Raw genomic sequence first — 22,650 nt, 5'->3', positions numbered from 1 at the left:
AGTATCAACGGGCAGTGGCATTCCGTAGTTCCAGATTTAAGGAAGTCATCTGCAGGAACGTCTGGCGTATTTTATCCGTATAAGCATCACGCAATTCCGGCGTAGAGGAATGATAAATGCCTACACCACGCCAGATATCGCCCTGTGCTTTAACAATGCTTTTCTTAAGTAGCCATGTTCCGAAAAGGATATTCTTACAAGGATCGAAGAGGTCATTCAGCGACAATCCGACGGAAGATAAATCATCCTGATGTACGGAATTAATCTGCATAACTCCAATATCAACGCTATGATTTTTATTGAGATTTGTAGCGAGAGGGTCGAGGTTAGACTCTACGAAGGCTATAGCGATAATGATATTCGGGTCAATCCCAAACGTCTGTCCCGCAGTATCGAAGCAGAATGCATTGGCACCATTCGCTATCATGAGTGGAAAAAACATGATGATATAGAATCTTATATTTAACATGAATCGAAAAACCCGAAACAACCAATACCAACGCCCTACCTACCCATGAGATGAGTAGATAACAAAGAACCGTAATAAAAAATCAAGACAACCAATAATAAATAGTTATTTAAATGTAGTATGGATTGGTAACTTCCATTGATTGGCAACTTCCATTTTTATGCTTAACACTGAAATCAGTCAGAATAATAAAAAGACCGTTAAACAGGTCTGATATTAGTATACGGATACGGTCTTAACTGGATAGCTTTTTTATTCGCTTTCCTGACATCCGACAATCAACAAAAACACCTGCACAATAACTGTTTATCACAGCAACCACCGCTAACCAATTGATATTTAATGCATCAAATTATCCAGCAAAATAGAGATAAGCTTAAAAGTGAAAGTAATTTCAAAATGTAATGCATCATTTTACCAACGTTTAATTAACGTTATTTACACCAGACAATGCATTTTTTATCTATTTAGTGATAGCAGTATCAGCCCCTGCTAAACTACACTTGAATGGCTAAAACAAAACCGTGTATCTGAAAGTAACCATAGTCAGATACCCGTTGATTCGAGTATCTGTCACCCCCAGAAGGCGTGAACTGAGCGCGCAGGAAATACTCAACAGCGCATTCCAACAACGCTTAAGCCAGCGACTTTATCGGGTACCAGAGAACAAAAATTTAATTTTCGCACCAGAAAGGCTTTCGGATAGAGATCGCCACAAGGAACAGAGAAATTTGATAACGATGAGATAAAGAGCAGACAACAGCAGGAGTGGATAATTCGTTACCAGACCACATCCGAACGATGACCGCTACGTTTGACTGCGCGATTAACAGAGGCCCGACAACTAAGGGAGGAAATAATACTTGATGTTGCTTTTCTGTCGATTATCATAGAACAGCTTTCGTTGCTAAATGGTATCAGCACCTGAGGATTTAAAAATAGGAGCAGGTGACAACATTAAGAACTTCACACGGTCTTGTAACAAGATATTATCACTGAAGCTGCTTTTTCATAATGTTCAGACAATCATCATGCAACCAAAATGGTTACGCCATGAATCTTCAGACAACGATACGTAACGCCTTGCCAGACACATTCATATTGAATGCCGGCGATATTACATCGTATTGTGTAAGAGAGTTTTTATGTCAGTGGTTTATATAATAGCGGGCCTGTTCATCGGCAGTGTATTAAGGATTATAATTAATCAGTTGCCATTATCAATTCTTAACCAGGATGATGACAGTGGTACTAGCAATGAAGAAAAAAAACATCATTGCACAAATTCACTACTGATTCTTGATTCTGTAAAGGGAACATTGCAGGTTTTGCGCCAGGCGATGTTGGCTGTCAGACAAAATCCATCCCTGGAAATCATTAACAGTCTGCTATACGCAATAATTTTTATGATTTGGCCTGTAACCGCAAAGGCGGTTCCACTGTGCCTTTTGGGAAGTTCAATGATAGCGCTGGCTCTGATTGACTACAGATATCTGTTATTGCCCGATGCGATCACGCAACCCGTTTTGTGGGCCGGTATTCTCTGGAGCAGCTCAGGTTCAGGTTTTGTGCCTTTGTCTGACGCAGTATGGGGGGTTGTTTCAGGATATATGGTCTTGTGGATCACAAACATTCTGTTTTTCGCCTTTACTGGCAGGCACGGACTGGGTCAGGGGGATTACAAGTTACTGGCAATGTTTGGCGCATGGTCAGGAATCGCGAATGTTATATGTGTTTTATCCATAGCACCGGCAATTGCATTTCTTTTTTTGTTGTTAAGCCGGCCAGCCAACTGTACTAAGTTAATTCCTTTCGGCCCATCCCTCGTCATTGCTGAAACTATCAGCATTATACTGTTTCATACTGATATTCTGGAATATGGATTTGAAGTTTTTAGTTAAGTGAAACAAGGGCACTATGTTGAAAATATAATCGTGCTACTGCTTTATTGCTATGTATAAAATCTTGCCTTTAAAATGATTCATTCTGTTCGACATATTGGTACTTACAAATCATTATCATCAATAGAATAAAAAACCAGGAGTCCTATATAAGTGACAGGATCCCTATGTAAGCGAAAGACCATATGCCAATACATATAGACTTCGGACAACAGACGAACTGATATAATTTAAATATTGGATGATGAATATTCACGCCGCACAGGAAAACTACTCGGGCCGTATTTTGTAATAAAATCGTTAAAAATAAGAAAAAAGTTACTTGTGGTTCAATTCACACTTTGAATCAATATTCACAAGTGCCGATAACGCAATAACGTCCATTTATATTTAGTGCAAACAGCCAGATTTATCGCATCATTACTCACTTTCACAAAACAGATCTTTACGTTTTAGTGAATGCACGAAGAGTATGTAATTACTATTGCAGCTTGAGTTTTCAACCAATCAATATCATCATATTATTTTTTTACATTAATTTTATTTGGCTGGACAGATAAGCAATTATTTTGTTGAAGGTAAGATATGAATACGGTTGTTTGTGTTGTTAGTAAGAATCATTTGATCACAGGGGCTGTAGTGTTTCTCCTGGAAAAATTGCATAACCTCAAAATCCAACACTTTTATTCAATAGAAGATTTGGTTTCCACATTAAAAATGGAACCGGCACTAAGCTTCAGAAAAATTATTATAAATTACGATTATTATTATCATGACAGACTCATTGAAAGTATTATTTTTCTAAACAAAAGACATCACAATTCTAGAGATGTTTTATTCCTGACATCTAAAATGTTTCATCCAGCAATAAATGCTTTAGGGTTTGACACTATAGATGTCGACGCACCAATAAGCATGATAACGATGAGGCTACGTTTTGCCCTTAGGCCATCCCTGCCAGATTCAGAAAACACTCGAAAGAATCAATTGACTTATATGGAAAAGCTCGTCATAAATGATTTTTTTAGAGAAGGTAACAAATTAACAATCCCTGATAAAATTAAGTCCGTTCATAAAGGACATGCATTAAAAAAAATGGGAATTCATAACAGCGCAATGTATTTCCAGGTCTTCCGATATGGCATATCGGATGTATTGTCATATGCATTCCATCACAATATTTTATGCTGAACACCATATAAGCCTCACCTAACCTCAGATAATTAAAGGATTAATAATTTAAAAATCACCCTAATCAGCGCAGGACATTTCAATGTGACAAGAAAGTCAGTCCAATTTCAAGTCTTTCTTACAATGGGCTTACTGAGTCTCTCGTATGCCCTCTGCGTTCGAATTATGGCCAGTTAACGTCGATAGCGATACCTACACAGCATTAATTTTGGCGACCATAAGGCAGGTACAAGCTGGCACAATACAATTTTAAGGGGTTGCATTCTGTGTTACTCCTGAGCTTCAGTGTATGACACGGCACCTGATACAAGCCTTGAGGAGCACTACAGTGCTCTGGCAAGGTCAGAAACTACTAGCTTATCCACAGGATAAACCAAGCTCAGCACTTGAGTGAATGTACCTTCAGAAGGTTAATGCAAGGGAAAAACATATCGTATGGTCCCCCTGAATTCAGAGTATTGTCCAAGATCCATATTAAATGTTCTCTAAGCGCTTCAGACTATCTCTGAAGCGACTTAAACAACGTCAGAACCCGTTACCAAGGGGATAATAAAAAACACGTCTAAAAGTCGTTACAGAGAGGAATTTGCAATTCATCCCTCCTGTTGATTCTCATGCATGTAATCATTTCCCGCGGCTCAAAAAAGTAGTGAGTAATCAGTAGTGCTTAATAATTTATATCTTATTGTTTTTAAAGTATTTTTAAGACATTAGCTACAAATGTTCTAAATGTATATTCGTATAATAAAACGATTTATCCCTCGAAATCCCCCTTCCGCCGCCGGGTCTGCTAAGGCAAACGGGCATAACGGGTGAAAGCTCAGCAGAGGTACGCAAGCGGGTGATTGCGGCCCAGACGCGGCAGTACGCTCGTCAGAACAAGTTGAATGCACGGCTGGATAATGCCGGGATCCGGCAGTTTTGTTCTCTTAACGTTGAGGATGCGGGATGGCTGGAGGAGACGTTGACGCGGTTCGGACTGTCCATACGTGCGTGGCAGCGTTTGTTGAAAGTGGCCAGAACCATTGCTGACGTGGAGGGGTGCACTGACATTGAGAGGAAACATTTGCAGGAGGCGCTGAGCTACCGCGCTATCGATCGTTTACTGCTGCATTTGCAGAAATTGCTGGCATAAAAAAAGGGGCCGTAGCCCCTTCTTTTCATTTTAGTCATCAGACTCGGTGTAGTCTTCTGCACCTTCCATCTGCGGCTTGCCGCCAGACAGCGTATGGAAGCGCTTTGGACGCTTAATGCGCGCCATGTACTTGATCCATACACGTTCCGCTTCAGACTCCGGCTCACGCTCACCACGGCAAACAGAAACAAACTGTTTTTCGTCTTCGGTAGCAGGTTCACGCTTACCCAGATCCAGCTCGTTAAAGGCATAACCATGGCGCTCAAGCAGTTGAGCTTCTTTGATGGTGAAATCGCCGTGACGAGAGAACCCGCGCGGATAATGTTTATTGTCGAAAAAACGATTAGTCGTCGTAAAGCTTTCCGCCATCCTACACGCTCCTAATTCTTTGGCCGAGCTATTTATGGCGCGGAGTATTAGTTACGCTTGACAGAGTGTAAAACAAAACATTTAAATCATAACGACAAATAATTTTGCGGAGAAAGATGTGGATACGGAATTGCTTAAAACTTTCCTTGAAGTGAGCAGAACACGCCACTTTGGGCGAGCAGCTGAAGCCCTTTACCTGACGCAGTCAGCCGTCAGTTTTCGTATTCGACAGCTGGAAAATCAATTGGGTGTGAATCTTTTTACCCGCCATCGTAACAATATTCGCTTAACGCCTGCCGGTGAAAAACTGCTGCCGTACGCAGAAACGCTGATGAATACCTGGCAGGCGGCACGTAAAGAGGTGGCACATACTTCGAGGCATAATGAGTTCTCGATAGGGGCCAGCGCTTCTCTGTGGGAATGCATGCTAAGTCAGTGGCTTACCCGGCTATATCATTCACACGGGCACCTGCAATTTGAGGCCAGAATTGCACAACGGCAGTCGCTGGTTAAGCAACTTCATGAGCGCCAGCTTGATCTTCTGATCACCACCGAAGCCCCCAAGATGGACGAATTTAGCAGCCAGATTGTGGGCCAGTTTGGCCTGGCACTTTATGCGTCTGAACCTTCGATGATGAAGGCAGACCTGACCTATTTACGCCTTGAGTGGGGGCCGGATTTTCAGCAGCATGAGACGGGGTTGATTGCACCTGATGATGTTCCGCAGTTAACGACCAGCTCGGCAGAGATCGCCTGTCAGCAGCTGTCCCTGCTGAAAGGTTGTACCTGGTTACCTGTTCGCTGGGCAGACGCTAAAGCGGGGCTACACACCGTGATGGATTCCACCACGCTAACCAGGCCGCTGTATGCGATTTGGCTGCAAAACAGTGATAAGCAATCGCAGATAAAAGATATTCTAAAAATCAATGTAATGGATTAATACATCAGCCAGCAGGGATGCTGGCTGAAAATTAAGAAGAGCGTTTTCTGCCGTGTTTCAGGCGAAAAAAAATCCTTTGCCGAAGCAAAGGATTCTATATGGCAGGGGCGGAGAGACTCGAACTCGCGACACCCGGTTTTGGAGACCGGTGCTCTACCAACTGAGCTACGCCCCTAAAGTTTTTTGCCATTAAGCCTGCCAATTAGGCAGGCTTAATGTCTTAATAAGTGGCGGAACGGACGGGACTCGAACCCGCGACCCCCTGCGTGACAGGCAGGTATTCTAACCGACTGAACTACCGCTCCACCGAAGACTGCTTGTAACCACCGGATTAATGCACCGGCTTACTACTTAATTTGATGCCTGGCAGTTCCCTACTCTCACATGGGGAGACCCCACACTACCATCGGCGCTACGGCGTTTCACTTCTGAGTTCGGCATGGGGTCAGGTGGGACCACCGCGCTAAAGCCGCCAGGCAAATTCTGTTAAATCTGTATCAGAGCTGAAAATCGCGTCTCTCTTCGCCGAAACAGCTTCGGCGTTGTAAGGTTAAGCCTCACGGTTCATTAGTATCGGTTAGCTCAACGCATCGCTGCGCTTACACACCCGACCTATCAACGTCGTAGTCTTCAACGTTCCTTCAGGACCCTTAAAGGGTCAGGGAGAACTCATCTCGGGGCAAGTTTCGTGCTTAGATGCTTTCAGCACTTATCTTTTCCGCATTTAGCTACCGGGCAGTGCCATTGGCATGACAACCCGAACACCAGTGATGCGTCCACTCCGGTCCTCTCGTACTAGGAGCAGCCCCCCTCAATTCTCCAGCGCCCACGGCAGATAGGGACCGAACTGTCTCACGACGTTCTAAACCCAGCTCGCGTACCACTTTAAATGGCGAACAGCCATACCCTTGGGACCTACTTCAGCCCCAGGATGTGATGAGCCGACATCGAGGTGCCAAACACCGCCGTCGATATGAACTCTTGGGCGGTATCAGCCTGTTATCCCCGGAGTACCTTTTATCCGTTGAGCGATGGCCCTTCCATTCAGAACCACCGGATCACTATGACCTGCTTTCGCACCTGCTCGAGCCGTCACTCTCGCAGTCAAGCTAGCTTATGCCATTGCACTAACCTCCTGATGTCCGACCAGGATTAGCTAACCTTCGTGCTCCTCCGTTACTCTTTGGGAGGAGACCGCCCCAGTCAAACTACCCACCAGACACTGTCCGCAACCCGGATTACGGGTCTACGTTAGAACACCAGCCATTAAAGGGTGGTATTTCAAGGTCGGCTCCACGCAGACTGGCGTCCACGCTTCAAAGCCTCCCACCTATCCTACACATCAAGGACCAGTGTTCAGTGTCAAGCTATAGTAAAGGTTCACGGGGTCTTTCCGTCTTGCCGCGGGTACACTGCATCTTCACAGCGAGTTCAATTTCACTGAGTCTCGGGTGGAGACAGCCTGGCCATCATTACGCCATTCGTGCAGGTCGGAACTTACCCGACAAGGAATTTCGCTACCTTAGGACCGTTATAGTTACGGCCGCCGTTTACCGGGGCTTCGATCAAGAGCTTCGCGTTGCCGCTAACCCCATCAATTAACCTTCCGGCACCGGGCAGGCGTCACACCGTATACGTCCACTTTCGTGTTTGCACAGTGCTGTGTTTTTAATAAACAGTTGCAGCCAGCTGGTATCTTCGACTGATTTCAGCTCCACCCGCAGGGGCTTCACCTACATATCAGCGTGCCTTCTCCCGAAGTTACGGCACCATTTTGCCTAGTTCCTTCACCCGAGTTCTCTCAAGCGCCTTGGTATTCTCTACCTGACCACCTGTGTCGGTTTGGGGTACGATTTCGTGTTACCTGATGCTTAGAGGCTTTTCCTGGAAGCAGGGCATTTGTTACTTCAGCACCGTAGTGCCTCGTCATCACACCTCAGCGTTAAAAGGTACCGGATTTACCTGGAACCTCCGCCTACATGCTTAAACCGGGACAACCGTCGCCCGGCTAACATAGCCTTCTCCGTCCCCCCTTCGCAGTAACACCAAGTACAGGAATATTAACCTGTTTCCCATCGACTACGCCTTTCGGCCTCGCCTTAGGGGTCGACTCACCCTGCCCCGATTAACGTTGGACAGGAACCCTTGGTCTTCCGGCGAGCGGGCTTTTCACCCGCTTTATCGTTACTTATGTCAGCATTCGCACTTCTGATACCTCCAGCATGCCTCACAGCACACCTTCAACGGCTTACAGAACGCTCCCCTACCCAACAACACATAGTGTCGCTGCCGCAGCTTCGGTGCATGGTTTAGCCCCGTTACATCTTCCGCGCAGGCCGACTCGACCAGTGAGCTATTACGCTTTCTTTAAATGATGGCTGCTTCTAAGCCAACATCCTGGCTGTCTGTGCCTTCCCACATCGTTTCCCACTTAACCATGACTTTGGGACCTTAGCTGGCGGTCTGGGTTGTTTCCCTCTTCACGACGGACGTTAGCACCCGCCGTGTGTCTCCCGTGATAACATTCTTCGGTATTCGTAGTTTGCATCGGGTTGGTAAGCCGGGATGGCCCCCTAGCCGAAACAGTGCTCTACCCCCGAAGATGAGTTCACGAGGCGCTACCTAAATAGCTTTCGGGGAGAACCAGCTATCTCCCGGTTTGATTGGCCTTTCACCCCCAGCCACAAGTCATCCGCTAATTTTTCAACATTAGTCGGTTCGGTCCTCCAGTTAGTGTTACCCAACCTTCAACCTGCCCATGGCTAGATCACCGGGTTTCGGGTCTATACCCTGCAACTTAACGCCCAGTTAAGACTCGGTTTCCCTTCGGCTCCCCTATACGGTTAACCTTGCTACAGAATATAAGTCGCTGACCCATTATACAAAAGGTACGCAGTCACACCACGAAGGTGCTCCCACTGCTTGTACGTACACGGTTTCAGGTTCTTTTTCACTCCCCTCGCCGGGGTTCTTTTCGCCTTTCCCTCACGGTACTGGTTCACTATCGGTCAGTCAGGAGTATTTAGCCTTGGAGGATGGTCCCCCCATATTCAGACAGGATACCACGTGTCCCGCCCTACTCTTCGAGTTCACAGCCTGTGTGCTTTCGTGTACGGGACTGTCACCCTGTACCGTGCGACTTTCCAGACGCTTCCACTAACACACAAGCTGATTCAGACTCTGGGCTGCTCCCCGTTCGCTCGCCGCTACTGGGGGAATCTCGGTTGATTTCTTTTCCTCGGGGTACTTAGATGTTTCAGTTCCCCCGGTTCGCCTCGTTAACCTATGTATTCAGTTAACGATAGTGCAACGAATTGCACTGGGTTTCCCCATTCGGACATCGCCGGGTCAAAGGTTCATATCACCTCGCCGGCGCTTTTCGCAGATTAGCACGTCCTTCATCGCCTCTGACTGCCAGGGCATCCACCGTGTACGCTTAGTCGCTTAACCTCACAACCCGAAGATGTTTCACTTCTGATTGCGAAAATTTGAGAGACTCGAACACACCATTAAAGATGTGTCGTTTCAATTTTCAGCTTGATCCAGATTTTTAAAGAGCAAAACTTCGCAGTGCACCTTTTCAGGTTCACTCTGAAGTTTTCTTGTGTTCGCAGTAAAAGATGGTGGAGCTATGCGGGATCGAACCGCAGACCTCCTGCGTGCAAAGCAGGCGCTCTCCCAGCTGAGCTATAGCCCCATCGTTTGTAATCTCTGTACCGCTCATCCTTTAAAAGGAGTTTGGTAGGCCTGAGTGGACTTGAACCACCGACCTCACCCTTATCAGGGGTGCGCTCTAACCACCTGAGCTACAAGCCTGCAGAGATTTTTACTGCTGTTTTTCATCAGACAATCTGTGTGAGCACTACAAAGGCAGGTTCTTTAAGGTAAGGAGGTGATCCAACCGCAGGTTCCCCTACGGTTACCTTGTTACGACTTCACCCCAGTCATGAATCACAAAGTGGTAAGCGCCCTCCCGAAGGTTAAGCTACCTACTTCTTTTGCAACCCACTCCCATGGTGTGACGGGCGGTGTGTACAAGGCCCGGGAACGTATTCACCGTAGCATTCTGATCTACGATTACTAGCGATTCCGACTTCATGGAGTCGAGTTGCAGACTCCAATCCGGACTACGACGCACTTTATGAGGTCCGCTTGCTCTCGCGAGGTCGCTTCTCTTTGTATGCGCCATTGTAGCACGTGTGTAGCCCTACTCGTAAGGGCCATGATGACTTGACGTCATCCCCACCTTCCTCCAGTTTATCACTGGCAGTCTCCTTTGAGTTCCCGGCCGAACCGCTGGCAACAAAGGATAAGGGTTGCGCTCGTTGCGGGACTTAACCCAACATTTCACAACACGAGCTGACGACAGCCATGCAGCACCTGTCTCAGAGTTCCCGAAGGCACCAAAGCATCTCTGCTAAGTTCTCTGGATGTCAAGAGTAGGTAAGGTTCTTCGCGTTGCATCGAATTAAACCACATGCTCCACCGCTTGTGCGGGCCCCCGTCAATTCATTTGAGTTTTAACCTTGCGGCCGTACTCCCCAGGCGGTCGACTTAACGCGTTAGCTCCGGAAGCCACGCCTCAAGGGCACAACCTCCAAGTCGACATCGTTTACGGCGTGGACTACCAGGGTATCTAATCCTGTTTGCTCCCCACGCTTTCGCACCTGAGCGTCAGTCTTTGTCCAGGGGGCCGCCTTCGCCACCGGTATTCCTCCAGATCTCTACGCATTTCACCGCTACACCTGGAATTCTACCCCCCTCTACAAGACTCTAGCCTGCCAGTTTCGAATGCAGTTCCCAGGTTGAGCCCGGGGATTTCACATCCGACTTGACAGACCGCCTGCGTGCGCTTTACGCCCAGTAATTCCGATTAACGCTTGCACCCTCCGTATTACCGCGGCTGCTGGCACGGAGTTAGCCGGTGCTTCTTCTGCGGGTAACGTCAATTGCTGAGGTTATTAACCTCAACACCTTCCTCCCCGCTGAAAGTACTTTACAACCCGAAGGCCTTCTTCATACACGCGGCATGGCTGCATCAGGCTTGCGCCCATTGTGCAATATTCCCCACTGCTGCCTCCCGTAGGAGTCTGGACCGTGTCTCAGTTCCAGTGTGGCTGGTCATCCTCTCAGACCAGCTAGGGATCGTCGCCTAGGTGAGCCGTTACCCCACCTACTAGCTAATCCCATCTGGGCACATCTGATGGCAAGAGGCCCGAAGGTCCCCCTCTTTGGTCTTGCGACGTTATGCGGTATTAGCTACCGTTTCCAGTAGTTATCCCCCTCCATCAGGCAGTTTCCCAGACATTACTCACCCGTCCGCCGCTCGTCACCCGAGAGCAAGCTCTCTGTGCTACCGCTCGACTTGCATGTGTTAGGCCTGCCGCCAGCGTTCAATCTGAGCCATGATCAAACTCTTCAATTTAAGTTTGATGCTCGTGAATTAAACTTCGTAATGAATTACGTATGTTCACTCAGAGACTTGGTATTCATTTATTGTCCGAAGACATTAAGAATCCATGTCACTTTGAGTGCCCACACAGATTGTCTGATAAATTGTTAAAGAGCAGTTGCAACGCGGCGTTAAGCTCACCGTTGCGAGGTCCCGTATATTACGTTTTCCTCATTCAGAGTCAAGTGATTATTTTCGCTTTTCTCTGCTGGCGTTCATCTCTGAACCCCGCTAACCCGGCGGCCTGTAAGCCGTTGTTCCGTGTCAGTGGAGGCGCATTATAGGGAGTTCTCAGACGTTGACAACCCCTCTTTTAAAAAAAACTTTCAACCGTCTCTTTTTTGCTCAAAACCGTGCTACAGCGCCAGTTTTTCGAGCGTTTCAAAGCCATAACGGCGTAAAACGGGTAAAAGTTGCTCAGTCTCTTTCGTGATGGCCATACAAAACGCGATATTCGCATCGGTAGATTTCGCATCGGGTGCTTCGTGCTCCAGCAACCAGGCCGTACGACGGGCGATAGCCGCACCGGAATCCACCAGGCGTGTGCCCTCCGGCAGCACTTCTAATAGCTCTTCCTGTAATAGCGGGAAGTGGGTGCAGCCCAGCACAACGGTATCCGGGGGTTCTGGCATCCGCAGCCACGGACGAAGAATACGACGCAGCTCGTCGAGTGATACCGCCTTGCCATGCAGCTTCGCTTCCGCCATCTCCACCAGCTCAGCCGAACCCAGCATTGCAATCTGGCATTCGTGGGCAAAACGGTCGATTAGCTCGCGGGTATAAGGACGCTTTACCGTACCCCGCGTGGCCAGCAGGCCCACAATGCCGTTCGCAGTCAGGCGGGCGGCAGGCTTTATTGCAGGAACGACGCCCACAACCGGGAACTGGAATTTTTCACGCAGGGCGGGAAGAGAAACGGTGCTCGCCGTATTACAGGCGATGACGGCCAGCGCAAGGGGATAGCGCTTTTGTACCGCGGTGACGATTTCAACCACACGCTCAACAATAAAATCTTCGCTCTTTTCCCCATACGGGAAAGCGACGTTATCGAAGGCGTAGATGTAATGGAGATCCGGCAGGAGATGCCGAATCTCATCATAGACCGAAAGCCCACCGACGCCGGAATCAAACACCAGCACGGTGGGACGCGGATTAGAAGGTGTAGCTGCCAGACAAGGTGTATTCCCGTCCTGCAGTTTGGTAGCCATAAACTGTCTCGTAATCTTTATCGAACAGGTTGGCTATTTTACCACGAACTGTGAGATGTGAGGTGACAGGATACGAAACTGCGACATCCCACAGGCTGACACCGCCCAATTTTACTTTCTCAGACGGATAAGTGCCAAAGTCGGTGTCGTAACGCGTACCGAGATAGTGATAAGTCAGGCTCCAGTCGAAATCATAGATCTGCGTATCGAGCTGATATTTCACCTGCTGTTTAGCACGACGGTCCAGAAGCTCGTTGGTTGCGGCATTGCGGGCATCCACATAGTCGTAGCCAACGGTATGCGTCAACGGGCCCGTATCAAATGATGCAGTCGCTTCCACACCTTTAATGCGTGCTTTACCGACGTTGTAATATTGCTGGAGGTTATTATCGAAGTCGATGAGATTATCAACGTCATTACGGTAGCCGGATACGCGCCAGCTCACGCCCGCCGTCAGGCCTTCAAACGCACCTTCCCACTGCTTGCTCTCTTCTGGATCAAGATGGTCATTGCCATAAAAACCATAGAGCTGACCCAGATTCGGTGCTTTATAGGCCGTACCATAAGAAGCAACGAAGCGGTAACCCTCCACGAACTCCCAGGCCGCACTACTTTGCCAGGTGCCATGGCGACCGAACTGAGAGTTGTCATCGCTGCGAACCGCCCCTTCCAGGGTGAAGTCACCAAACTGCTGCAGCCCGGTCAGGTAGACGCCGGTGTTACGCAGGTCGTAGCCGTTGGTCACGTAGTTTGTACCCGGCTCGGTGCTCTGCTTCTGCCAGTCAACGCCCGCGCCAATGTTCCCATGGCCAACATCAACGGAGTTGAGCCACTGGACGTTGTACTGTTTGATTTCATCCAGCGTGGCTGTCGAATCGTAACGCCCCAAATTTGGATCGTAGTTATAGTCCTTGCTGTGGCTATAGCTGGTGAGCAGCTGTGAATGGAAGATGTCATCGTTGAAGCGCAATCCTGCATCCCAGGTCTGACTATAAAGCTGGCGGGTATCGACCAGTACGTCAGGAGTAAATGAGCTGTAGTAACCGTCGTAGGCAGTACGGTTGCTGTAGCCAAAGCCGCGAACAAATCCGCTCCACTGGTCTGAGAATGCGTGTTCCAGTGCACCGTAGAGCGTTTTATTCATAAAGCCGTCGCGATCGGTCTGGGCAAGGCCACCATTATTGCCGTCTGCAACCACATCAAACCCTTTGGTATAGGTGTAATCACCCGCAAGCGTGACGCGCGTGCTGTCGCCCAATGTTTGCTGGGTACTGCCGCCATAATTCTGGTAACCATGCGACCCGACACCTGCATTCAGCGTGGTACCGTCCTTCGCGCGAGTGGTAATAATGTTTACGACTCCGCCGATCGCGTCCGAGCCGTATACCGCCGAACGCGGTCCACGAACATATTCGATACGCTGCACCAGAGAGATCGGGAACTGGCTGAGATCGGACGACCCCGTAACGCCCGCCTGGTTAAGGCGGATCCCATCAACAAGGATCAGGACGTGGCTGGAGTTTGTGCCACGGATAAAGAGAGAAGAGAGTTGCCCCATCCCGCCATTTTGCGCCGTATCCACACCGGGCAGGCGACGCATAACATCCAGGACCGAGGTTGATTGCCAACGGTCAATATCGGCACGCGTAACAACCGTGTTTGCAGCCAGGATAGTTTTTTCAGGTTGTTCAAAACGATTTGCCGTCACCACCAACGAGTCTGCGCTATCCTGCGCCCAGCCCGAAAATGCCGTGACGGACAACGCCGTCAACAGCGATACTTTTTTAATCATTGTTAAAGCATCCACAATATAAGAAGGATGCCGCAGGCCTCATCGATAGCACGCGATGATGAAACCAAATGCGACGTGATCCCGGCAGGTCTTCGGGCTAGGTGGCTATATAAGGATGAAGACTTCCCATTTTCACAGTGTCTACAACGCTCATCCCGCCAGTCTTTACCGCTGCGCGTCAGCTCCAGATTTACACTGGATTCCCTTTTCACTCTCAGGAGACCGGAAACAGAATGCTACAATTAGACACGTATGGATGTCCAGACAGCTATTGCCCATTAAATCTGGACATCCCCTGAACAATGCCTACAATCCCCGCGTAATTCTTTATCACTCAGGACGCATCATGACCCCAGAACACCTCCCGACAGAACAGTACGACGCGCAGCTGGCAGAGAAAGTCGTCCGCCTGCAAAGTATGATGACGCCTTTCAACGCGCCCGTTCCCGAGGTGTTCCGCTCTCCTGTCAGTCACTACCGCATGCGCGCCGAGTTCCGCATCTGGCACGACGGCGACGACCTGTACCACATCATTTTCGATCAGCAGACGAAGTCCCGTATTCGCGTGGACAGCTTTCCGGCGGCGAGCGAACTCATTAACCAGTTAATGACGCTGATAATGGACGGCGTGCGCAACAATCCGGTGCTGCGTAACAAGCTGTTCCAGGTTGACTACCTGACCACGCAAAGCAATCAGGCGATTGTCTCTCTGCTGTACCACAAAGCGCTCAATGACGAGTGGCGCGAGCAGGCAGAAGCGCTGCGCGATGCGCTGCGCGCGCAGAACATCAACGTTCATCTGATTGGCCGCGCGACAAAAACCAAAATCATGCTGGATCAGGACTACATCGACGAGCGTCTGCCGGTAGCGGGCAAAGAGATGGTTTATCGTCAGGTCGAAAACAGCTTCACCCAGCCGAATGCCGCGATGAACGTGCAGATGCTGGAGTGGGCGCTGAACGCAACGGAAGGATCAACGGGCGATCTGCTCGAGCTCTACTGTGGTAACGGCAACTTCTCGCTGGCGCTGGCGCGTAACTTCGACCGCGTTCTGGCAACGGAAATCGCCAAACCGTCGGTTGCCGCCGCGCAGTACAATATTGCCGCTAACCATATCGACAACGTGCAGATCATTCGTATGGCCGCAGAAGAGTTCACGCAGGCCATGAACGGCGTACGCCAGTTTAACCGCCTGGAAGGGATCGATCTCAAGAGCTACCAGTGCGAGACAATTTTTGTCGACCCGCCGCGCAGTGGCCTGGACAGCGAAACCGAGAAGATGGTGCAGGCGTACCCGCGCATTTTATACATCTCCTGTAACCCGGAGACGCTGTGCAAGAACCTTGAAACATTAGGCCAAACGCACAAGGTTGAACGTCTGGCGCTGTTCGATCAGTTCCCGTATACGCACCATATGGAGTGCGGCGTACTGCTCACGGCGAAGTAATGTGGCCTTGTAGGGCAGGTAAGCGAAGCGCCACCTGCCAAAAAAAGCCGGATGGCGCTTCGCTTATCCGGCCTACAATGACAAAACTCTTTACTCCGGTAACTGGCTTTTACGGCTACGCATGCGCGAGCCAATCCAGAACACCAGCGCCACAGACAGTACCGCAGGGAAGAAGTTAGAGCCGATATCCGGATATTCCGCGCGAACCACCGTGCTATACAGCAATACGCCCAGAATAAAGCAGGCAGCGGCCAGCCCCGGTAACCCCACCGGCATGGTGCGGTTCAGGTAGCGTTGATGCAGGCAGTAAACCGTCAGCACCAGCGCAATAAGCGGGAAAATCGAAAACGGCACGATGGAGCTAAAAATAGCGGCGAACGTACCATTAATGGATAAGCCAGCGATCAATGCCAGCAACAGCGTCCCTTTATCCTGACCTGACTGTTTCATTACTCACCTTCACTCTTCGGTTTGATGTGCCAGTTTCTCTTGTTCACGGCGATACCAGTAGTACGCGCCTTTGGAGATCATCCTGAGCTGCAATACCAGTCGCTCTTCAAGCTGCTTGCGTTGTTCAATGCTGACATCCAGCGCTTCGGCACCCGCGCTGAACACTATCGTCACCATCGCCTCAGCCTGTGCTTCAGTAAAGGCACGCGGCATATGGTTTTCGAGTTCAAGATAGTCGGCAAGTTCCGCGATGAAGTGCTGAATTTCACGCGCGACGGCGGCACGGAACGCTGCCGATGTGCCCGAACGTTCGCGCAGAAGCAGACGAAACGCGTTAGGGTTATTGCCGATAAACTCCATAAATGTCGACACGGAAGTGCGGATCACGCTGCCCCCTTTGGCGATACGCTGACGCGCCTGGCGCATCAGCTGACGCAGCATCAGACCGCTCTCGTCCACCATAGTCAGGCCCAGTTCATCCACATCACGGAAATGACGATAGAAGGACGTTGGCGCAATCCCGGCCTCGCGTGCGACTTCGCGCAGGCTCAAACTGGCAAAACTCCGCTCAGCACTCAGTTGACTGAATGCGGCTTCCACCAGCGAACGCCGGGTTTTCTCTTTTTGTTGTGCTCTTACGCCCATCACGATAGTTGAATCCTTCCAAAGGCCTGATGGCACTATACCAGAGAATAAAATTAATCTGTTTGCCTGGCTTTGTGAATGATTGTTTACGTGCGGTTTGTGCTCCACTGCCGGAAAAAAGCACAACGATAATTGGGTTACCCTAGCAATGATGTTATGATTCTGTTGCTTTTATGTATAAGAACAGGTAAGCCTTGCCATGCCACATTCCTACGATTACGACGCAATAGTTATTGGTTCCGGCCCCGGCGGCGAAGGTGCTGCTATGGGTCTGGTGAAACAGGGAGCCAGAGTAGCGGTCATCGAGCGCTACCATAATGTCGGCGGCGGTTGCACCCACTGGGGCACCATCCCTTCGAAAGCCCTCCGCCACGCCGTTAGCCGCATTATCGAATTTAATCAAAACCCTCTTTACAGCGACCACTCCCGACTTCTTCGTTCATCCTTTGCTGACATCCTGAATCACGCGGATACCGTTATTAACCAGCAGACACGCATGCGTCAGGGATTTTATGAGCGTAACCACTGTGAAATTTTGCAGGGCAACGCGCATTTTGTAGATGAACACACACTTGCACTCGAATGCCACGACGGCTCGGTTGAAACCATCACGGCTGAAAAATTTGTGATCGCCTGCGGCTCACGTCCGTACCATCCGGCAGACGTGGACTTCTCGCACCCGCGCGTCTACGACAGCGACTCGATTCTGAGCCTGCACCATGAACCCCGCCACGTCATTATCTATGGTGCAGGGGTCATTGGTTGCGAATATGCGTCAATCTTCCGCGGAATGGACGTCAAAGTTGACCTGATCAACACCCGCGACCGCCTGCTGGCGTTCCTCGATCAGGAGATGTCGGACTCCCTCTCCTACCACTTCTGGAATAGCGGCGTGGTGATTCGCCACAACGAAGAGTACGAGAAAATCGAAGGCTGTGACGACGGGGTGATCATGCACCTGAAGTCCGGCAAGAAGCTGAAAGCAGACTGCCTGCTCTACGCCAACGGCCGTACCGGCAACACCGATTCCCTGCAACTGGGAAATATCGGGCTTGAAACCGACAGCCGCGGTCAGCTGAAGGTCAACAGCATGTATCAGACCGCCCTGCCGCACGTTTACGCGGTCGGCGACGTGATTGGCTACCCAAGCCTGGCCTCAGCCGCTTACGACCAGGGACGCATAGCCGCACAGGCGCTGGTAAAAGGCGAAGCGACGGCGCACCTGATCGAAGATATTCCGACCGGCATCTATACCATCCCGGAAATCAGTTCAGTCGGCAAAACCGAGCAGCAGCTGACGTCAATGAAGGTGCCTTACGAGGTGGGTCGTGCGCAGTTTAAACATCTGGCGCGGGCGCAAATCGTGGGGATGAGCGTGGGAACGCTGAAAATCCTGTTCCATCGCGAGACGAAAGAGATCCTCGGTATTCACTGCTTTGGTGAACGCGCGGCGGAAATCATTCATATCGGCCAGGCGATAATGGAGCAGAAAGGCGGTGGTAACACCATTGAGTACTTCGTTAACACCACCTTTAACTACCCGACCATGGCGGAAGCCTACCGGGTAGCGGCACTAAACGGCCTGAACCGCCTGTTTTAACGCGCTGTCGAAATGGCCATCCATCGAACCACGGATGGCCTCTGCCAGCTGCTCATAGCGGCTGCGCAGCGGTGAACCCGGGCGATAAACCAGGCCGATAGTGCGACGCGGCTCTGGCTTGATGCACGGCAAATAGACCACGCCATCACGTTTACGCTCGTGCGGCACCGCCAGCGCAGGCAGCAGCGTAATACCGCTTCCCGCCGCCACCATATTACGCAGCGTTTCCAGGCTGGTTGCGCGGAAATGGGTATCCTCATCCGCACCCGCTTCAAAGCAGAAGCCCATCGCCTGATCGCGCAGGCAGTGGCCATCTTCCAGCATCAGCAGCTTTTCACCGGCCAGATCGGCCATCGGCACGCGATCGCGGTTCGCCCACGGGTGATCTTCGTAGATCGCCAGCATCATTGGCTCATCGAACAGCGGCACTTCAATAAAAGCTTCACTCTCTTTTACCAGTGCCAGAATGGCGCAGTCGAGCTTGCCGCTGTCCAGCTGCGCCAGCAGCTGATGGGTTTGCGCTTCATGCAGGTACATTTCGAGTTTCGGGAACGTCTGGTGCAGCATCGGAATGATGTGCGGCAACAGGTACGGGCCAACGGTTGGGATCAGGCCAATATGCAGCGGGCCGGACATGGCCTCCCCCTGCTGGCTTGCCATTTCCTTGAGCACTTTGACCTCGCGCAGCACGGTGCGCGCCTGATCCACCAGCAGAAGACCTGCCTGTGTGAACAGAACCTTACGGCTGGTGCGCTCCAGCAGCATCACGCCCAGCTCGTCTTCCAGCTTGCGGATCTGGCCGCTCAGCGTGGGCTGGCTGACGTGGCAGGAATCTGCCGCGCGGCGAAAGTGACGATGCTCGGCTAACGCTACCAGGTATTCAAGATCACGAATATTCATTATTCATCCTCCGTCGCCACGATAGTTCATGGCGATAGATAGCATAGCAACGAACGATTATCCCTATCAAGCATTCTGTTGAATAATACACCACATAGACGAGGCGGCACGTGTTTGACCCTTGACGTCCCCGCACCGTCAACGAGTTTCTCTCAAAACTCGAACAACTAAAGCCAACGTGAACTTTTGCGGACCCCATGGTCCGCTTTTTTTTTTGCGTAAAAAACCGGAGATAAAAGCAAAATGGCAATCGCAGTTGCCATTTTTAGTGATTAATCCCTTTCCCCTGAAGATTTTCATAAGCATCTCTTATCTGGCGCAATGCGAATTAAATTTCGTAAATTGCCCTCATTTATTCGTTTGCTGAACCGTTTTCGCAGCAATTGACGACGGGGGTTTTACGTGGCTTTATAAAGGGAGATGACAAAATAATGTCCAGAAAATTTTCGCCTGGGCATAAACAAAAATGATGGGGTGACTGGGTTTTTATGAACGAACAATATTCCGCGTTGCGTAGTAATGTCAGTATGCTCGGCAAAGTGCTTGGAGATACCATCAAAGATGCGTTGGGGGAGAATATCCTCGACCGCGTTGAAACCATCCGCAAGCTGTCTAAATCTTCTCGTGCCGGAAACGAGGCTAGTCGTCAGGAGCTGCTCACCACCTTGCAGAACCTCTCTAACGATGAGCTGCTGCCCGTTGCACGCGCATTCAGTCAGTTCCTGAACCTGGCAAATACCGCAGAGCAATACCACAGCATTTCGCCAAATGGCGAAGCGGCCAGCAACCCGGAAGTCATTGCCCGCACCCTTCGTAAACTGAAAGACCAGCCGGACCTCAACGAAGCCACCATCAAAAAAGCGGTGGAGTCGCTTTCGCTGGAGCTGGTGCTGACCGCACACCCCACCGAAATTACCCGTCGCACCCTGATCCACAAAATGGTGGAAGTGAACAACTGTCTGAAGCAGTTAGATAACAAAGACATTGCCGACTACGAACGCAACCAGCTGATGCGCCGTCTGCGCCAGCTGATTGCCCAGTCCTGGCACACCGATGAAATTCGTAAGCATCGTCCAAGCCCGGTCGACGAAGCCAAATGGGGCTTTGCGGTGGTGGAAAACAGCCTGTGGGAAGGGGTGCCGAACTACCTGCGCGAGCTGAACGAACAGCTGGAAGAGAACCTTGGCTACCGTCTGCCGGTCGACTTTGTTCCGGTTCGTTTCACCTCCTGGATGGGCGGCGACCGCGACGGCAACCCGAACGTGACCGCGGAAATTACCCGTCACGTCCTGCTGCTGAGCCGCTGGAAAGCGACCGACCTGTTCCTGAAAGACATTCAGGTGCTGATCTCCGAGCTGTCGATGGTTGAAGCGACGCCTGAACTGCGCGCGCTGGCCGGTGAAGAAGGCGCCAGCGAGCCGTACCGTTTCCTGATGAAAAAACTGCGTGGTCAGCTGATGGCCACTCAGGCCTGGCTGGAAGCGCGCCTGAAAGGCCAGCGCCTGCCAAAACCAGAAGGCCTGCTCAGCCAGAACGAACAGCTCTGGGAGCCGCTGTACGCCTGTTATAAATCACTCCAGGCCTGCGGGATGGGCATCATCGCCAACGGCGAACTGCTCGACACCCTGCGTCGCGTGAAGTGTTTCGGCGTGCCGCTGGTGCGTATCGACGTACGTCAGGAAAGTACCCGTCATACCGAAGCCCTGGGCGAGCTGACCCGCTATCTCGGCATAGGCGATTATGAAAGCTGGTCCGAAGCCGACAAACAGGCCTTCCTGATCCGCGAGCTGAACTCAAAGCGCCCTCTGCTGCCACGCAACTGGGAGCCAAGCAACGAAACCCGCGAAGTGCTCAACACCTGTAAAGCGATCGTGGACGCACCGAAAGGATCGGTCGCCGCCTATGTGATCTCTATGGCGAAGACCCCGTCCGACGTACTGGGCGTTCACCTTCTGCTAAAAGAAGCGGGAATCGACTACGCTCTGCCGGTCGCCCCGCTGTTTGAGACCCTCGACGACCTGAACAACGCCAACGACGTCATGACCCAGCTGCTGAATATCGACTGGTACCGCGGCTTTATTCAGGGCAAGCAGATGGTGATGATTGGCTATTCCGACTCCGCGAAAGATGCGGGCGTGATGGCGGCGTCCTGGGCGCAGTATCAGGCGCAGGACGCACTGATCAAAACCTGTGAGAAAGCCGGTATTGAGCTTACCCTGTTCCACGGACGCGGTGGCTCGATTGGCCGTGGCGGCGCACCCGCTCACGCAGCGCTGCTGTCACAGCCGCCGGGAAGCCTTAAAGGCGGCCTGCGCGTCACCGAGCAGGGCGAGATGATCCGCTTCAAGTACGGCCTGCCGGAAGTGACCATCAGCAGCCTGTCGCTCTATACCAGCGCGATCCTGGAAGCAAACCTGCTGCCACCGCCGGAGCCGAAAGCATCCTGGTGCCATATCATGGACGAATTGTCTGATATCTCCTGCGATCTGTACCGCGGCTACGTGCGTGAAAACAAAGACTTCGTCCCTTACTTCCGCTCGGCCACGCCTGAGCAGGAGCTGGGTAAACTGCCGCTGGGATCACGACCTGCGAAGCGTCGCCCAACCGGTGGCGTAGAGTCTCTGCGCGCGATTCCGTGGATCTTCGCCTGGACTCAGAACCGTTTGATGCTGCCCGCCTGGCTGGGTGCCGGTGCCGCGCTGCAAAAAGTGGTGGAAGACGGCAAACAGAGCGAACTGGAAACCATGTGCCGCGACTGGCCGTTCTTCTCTACCCGTCTGGGCATGCTGGAGATGGTCTTCTCGAAAGCTGACCTGTGGCTGGCGGAATACTACGACCAGCGTCTGGTGAAACCAGAGCTGTGGGCGCTGGGTAAAGAGCTGCGCGAACTGCTGGAAGGCGACATCAAAGTGGTACTGGACATCGCCAACGACTCACATCTGATGGCGGACCTGCCGTGGATTGCCGAGTCTATTCAGCTGCGTAACATCTACACCGACCCGCTGAACGTCCTGCAGGCAGAGCTGCTGCACCGTTCGCGTCTGGCGGAAGAAGAAGGTAAAGAGCCGGATCCGCGGGTTGAACAGGCGTTGATGGTAACGATTGCAGGCGTTGCGGCGGGTATGCGTAACACCGGCTAATACTATATGCC

13 protein-coding genes, 4 tRNA genes, 3 rRNA genes, 1 pseudogene and 1 riboswitch are annotated in these 22,650 nt (G+C 51.0%); of the genes and pseudogenes, 7 read left to right on the top strand and 14 right to left on the bottom strand.

Annotation, left to right across the window (positions count from 1 at the left end; all coding sequences use genetic code 11):
- Positions 1-4: 4 nt before the first annotated feature.
- The gene (locus tag RVY89_RS19975; protein ID WP_484826241.1) at positions 5-442 is read right to left on the bottom strand and encodes a lytic transglycosylase domain-containing protein; all 438 of its coding nucleotides are present in this window, start codon (positions 440-442) and stop codon (positions 5-7) included.
- Positions 443-1,614: 1,172 nt separating this feature from the next.
- On the opposite strand from RVY89_RS19975, the gene RVY89_RS19970 reads away from it, so the two are divergent.
- From RVY89_RS19970 to RVY89_RS19960, 3 genes and pseudogenes are all read left to right on the top strand, one after another.
- Positions 1,615-2,370 (top strand): prepilin peptidase, encoded by a 756-nt coding sequence (locus RVY89_RS19970; RefSeq protein WP_484826240.1) that lies wholly within the window; start codon positions 1,615-1,617, stop codon positions 2,368-2,370.
- A 585-nt stretch (positions 2,371-2,955) separates the two neighbouring features.
- The gene (locus RVY89_RS19965; RefSeq protein ID WP_484826239.1) at positions 2,956-3,561 is read left to right on the top strand and encodes a hypothetical protein; all 606 of its coding nucleotides are present in this window, start codon (positions 2,956-2,958) and stop codon (positions 3,559-3,561) included.
- 751 nt (positions 3,562-4,312) lie between these two features.
- Positions 4,313-4,696, top strand: a pseudogene (locus tag RVY89_RS19960) (magnesium chelatase subunit ChlI family protein); the annotation flags it as partial.
- Positions 4,697-4,726: 30 nt separating this feature from the next.
- Here RVY89_RS19960 and RVY89_RS19955 read toward each other — a convergent pair.
- Positions 4,727-5,065 (bottom strand): MaoP family protein, encoded by a 339-nt coding sequence (locus RVY89_RS19955; RefSeq protein WP_023309658.1) that lies wholly within the window; start codon positions 5,063-5,065, stop codon positions 4,727-4,729.
- Positions 5,066-5,183: 118 nt separating this feature from the next.
- On the opposite strand from RVY89_RS19955, the gene hdfR reads away from it, so the two are divergent.
- Positions 5,184-6,005 (top strand): HTH-type transcriptional regulator HdfR, encoded by an 822-nt coding sequence (gene hdfR / locus RVY89_RS19950; protein ID WP_484826238.1) that lies wholly within the window; start codon positions 5,184-5,186, stop codon positions 6,003-6,005.
- A gap of 99 nt (positions 6,006-6,104) precedes the next feature.
- Here the strand turns inward: hdfR and RVY89_RS19945 are convergent.
- From RVY89_RS19945 to btuB, 9 genes are all read right to left on the bottom strand, one after another.
- Positions 6,105-6,180, bottom strand: a tRNA-Trp gene (locus tag RVY89_RS19945).
- A 53-nt stretch (positions 6,181-6,233) separates the two neighbouring features.
- Positions 6,234-6,310, bottom strand: a tRNA-Asp gene (locus RVY89_RS19940).
- Positions 6,311-6,366: 56 nt separating this feature from the next.
- Positions 6,367-6,482 (bottom strand): 5S ribosomal RNA (gene rrf / locus RVY89_RS19935).
- A gap of 69 nt (positions 6,483-6,551) precedes the next feature.
- A 23S ribosomal RNA gene (locus RVY89_RS19930) occupies positions 6,552-9,455 on the bottom strand.
- Between the two features lie 171 nt (positions 9,456-9,626).
- A tRNA-Ala gene (locus RVY89_RS19925) sits at positions 9,627-9,702 on the bottom strand.
- A gap of 42 nt (positions 9,703-9,744) precedes the next feature.
- Positions 9,745-9,821: transfer RNA gene (locus tag RVY89_RS19920), tRNA-Ile, on the bottom strand.
- A gap of 69 nt (positions 9,822-9,890) precedes the next feature.
- Positions 9,891-11,430, bottom strand: a 16S ribosomal RNA gene (locus tag RVY89_RS19915).
- Together the 16S, 23S and 5S rRNA genes with 4 tRNA genes alongside form the textbook arrangement of a ribosomal RNA operon.
- 383 nt (positions 11,431-11,813) lie before the next feature.
- Positions 11,814-12,665: a glutamate racemase gene (gene murI, locus RVY89_RS19910; RefSeq protein ID WP_484826237.1), complete on the bottom strand. Its 852-nt coding sequence runs from the start codon at positions 12,663-12,665 to the stop codon at positions 11,814-11,816.
- A complete protein-coding gene (gene btuB / locus RVY89_RS19905; protein WP_484826236.1) occupies positions 12,610-14,457 on the bottom strand; it encodes a TonB-dependent vitamin B12 receptor BtuB in 1,848 nt (615 codons plus the stop codon). The genes murI and btuB overlap by 56 nt, the downstream gene beginning before the upstream one ends.
- A gap of 66 nt (positions 14,458-14,523) precedes the next feature.
- A riboswitch (cobalamin riboswitch) is annotated at positions 14,524-14,699 on the bottom strand.
- 104 nt (positions 14,700-14,803) lie between these two features.
- On the opposite strand from btuB, the gene trmA reads away from it, so the two are divergent.
- Positions 14,804-15,904, top strand: a complete 1,101-nt coding sequence (gene trmA / locus RVY89_RS19900) for a tRNA (uridine(54)-C5)-methyltransferase TrmA (protein WP_371899675.1) — start codon at positions 14,804-14,806, stop codon at positions 15,902-15,904.
- A 90-nt stretch (positions 15,905-15,994) separates the two neighbouring features.
- Here the strand turns inward: trmA and RVY89_RS19895 are convergent, their stop codons facing one another.
- Entirely contained in the window at positions 15,995-16,354 is a 360-nt protein-coding gene (locus tag RVY89_RS19895) for a YijD family membrane protein (RefSeq protein ID WP_008501783.1), read from the bottom strand.
- Positions 16,355-16,363: 9 nt separating this feature from the next.
- Complete coding sequence (gene fabR / locus RVY89_RS19890) at positions 16,364-17,002, bottom strand: HTH-type transcriptional repressor FabR (RefSeq protein WP_008501784.1); 639 nt, start codon at positions 17,000-17,002, stop codon at positions 16,364-16,366.
- Positions 17,003-17,198: 196 nt separating this feature from the next.
- Between fabR and sthA the strand changes: the two genes are divergently transcribed.
- Positions 17,199-18,599 carry a Si-specific NAD(P)(+) transhydrogenase gene (sthA, locus tag RVY89_RS19885; protein WP_484826235.1) on the top strand — a complete coding sequence of 467 codons (1,401 nt, stop codon included), beginning with the start codon at positions 17,199-17,201 and terminating at the stop codon, positions 18,597-18,599.
- Here the strand turns inward: sthA and oxyR are convergent.
- Positions 18,573-19,499: a DNA-binding transcriptional regulator OxyR gene (gene oxyR, locus RVY89_RS19880; RefSeq protein WP_484826234.1), complete on the bottom strand. Its 927-nt coding sequence runs from the start codon at positions 19,497-19,499 to the stop codon at positions 18,573-18,575. The genes sthA and oxyR overlap by 27 nt on opposite strands.
- A 488-nt stretch (positions 19,500-19,987) precedes the next feature.
- Between oxyR and ppc the strand changes: the two genes are divergently transcribed.
- Positions 19,988-22,639: a phosphoenolpyruvate carboxylase gene (gene ppc, locus RVY89_RS19875; RefSeq protein ID WP_047653049.1), complete on the top strand. Its 2,652-nt coding sequence runs from the start codon at positions 19,988-19,990 to the stop codon at positions 22,637-22,639.
- Positions 22,640-22,650: the final 11 nt, after the last annotated feature.

The organism is Enterobacter sp. 3U4 (assembly GCF_057224565.1).
The sequence above is the reverse complement of the archived record's forward strand: the minus strand, read 5'-3'. Positions and strand labels throughout refer to the sequence as shown.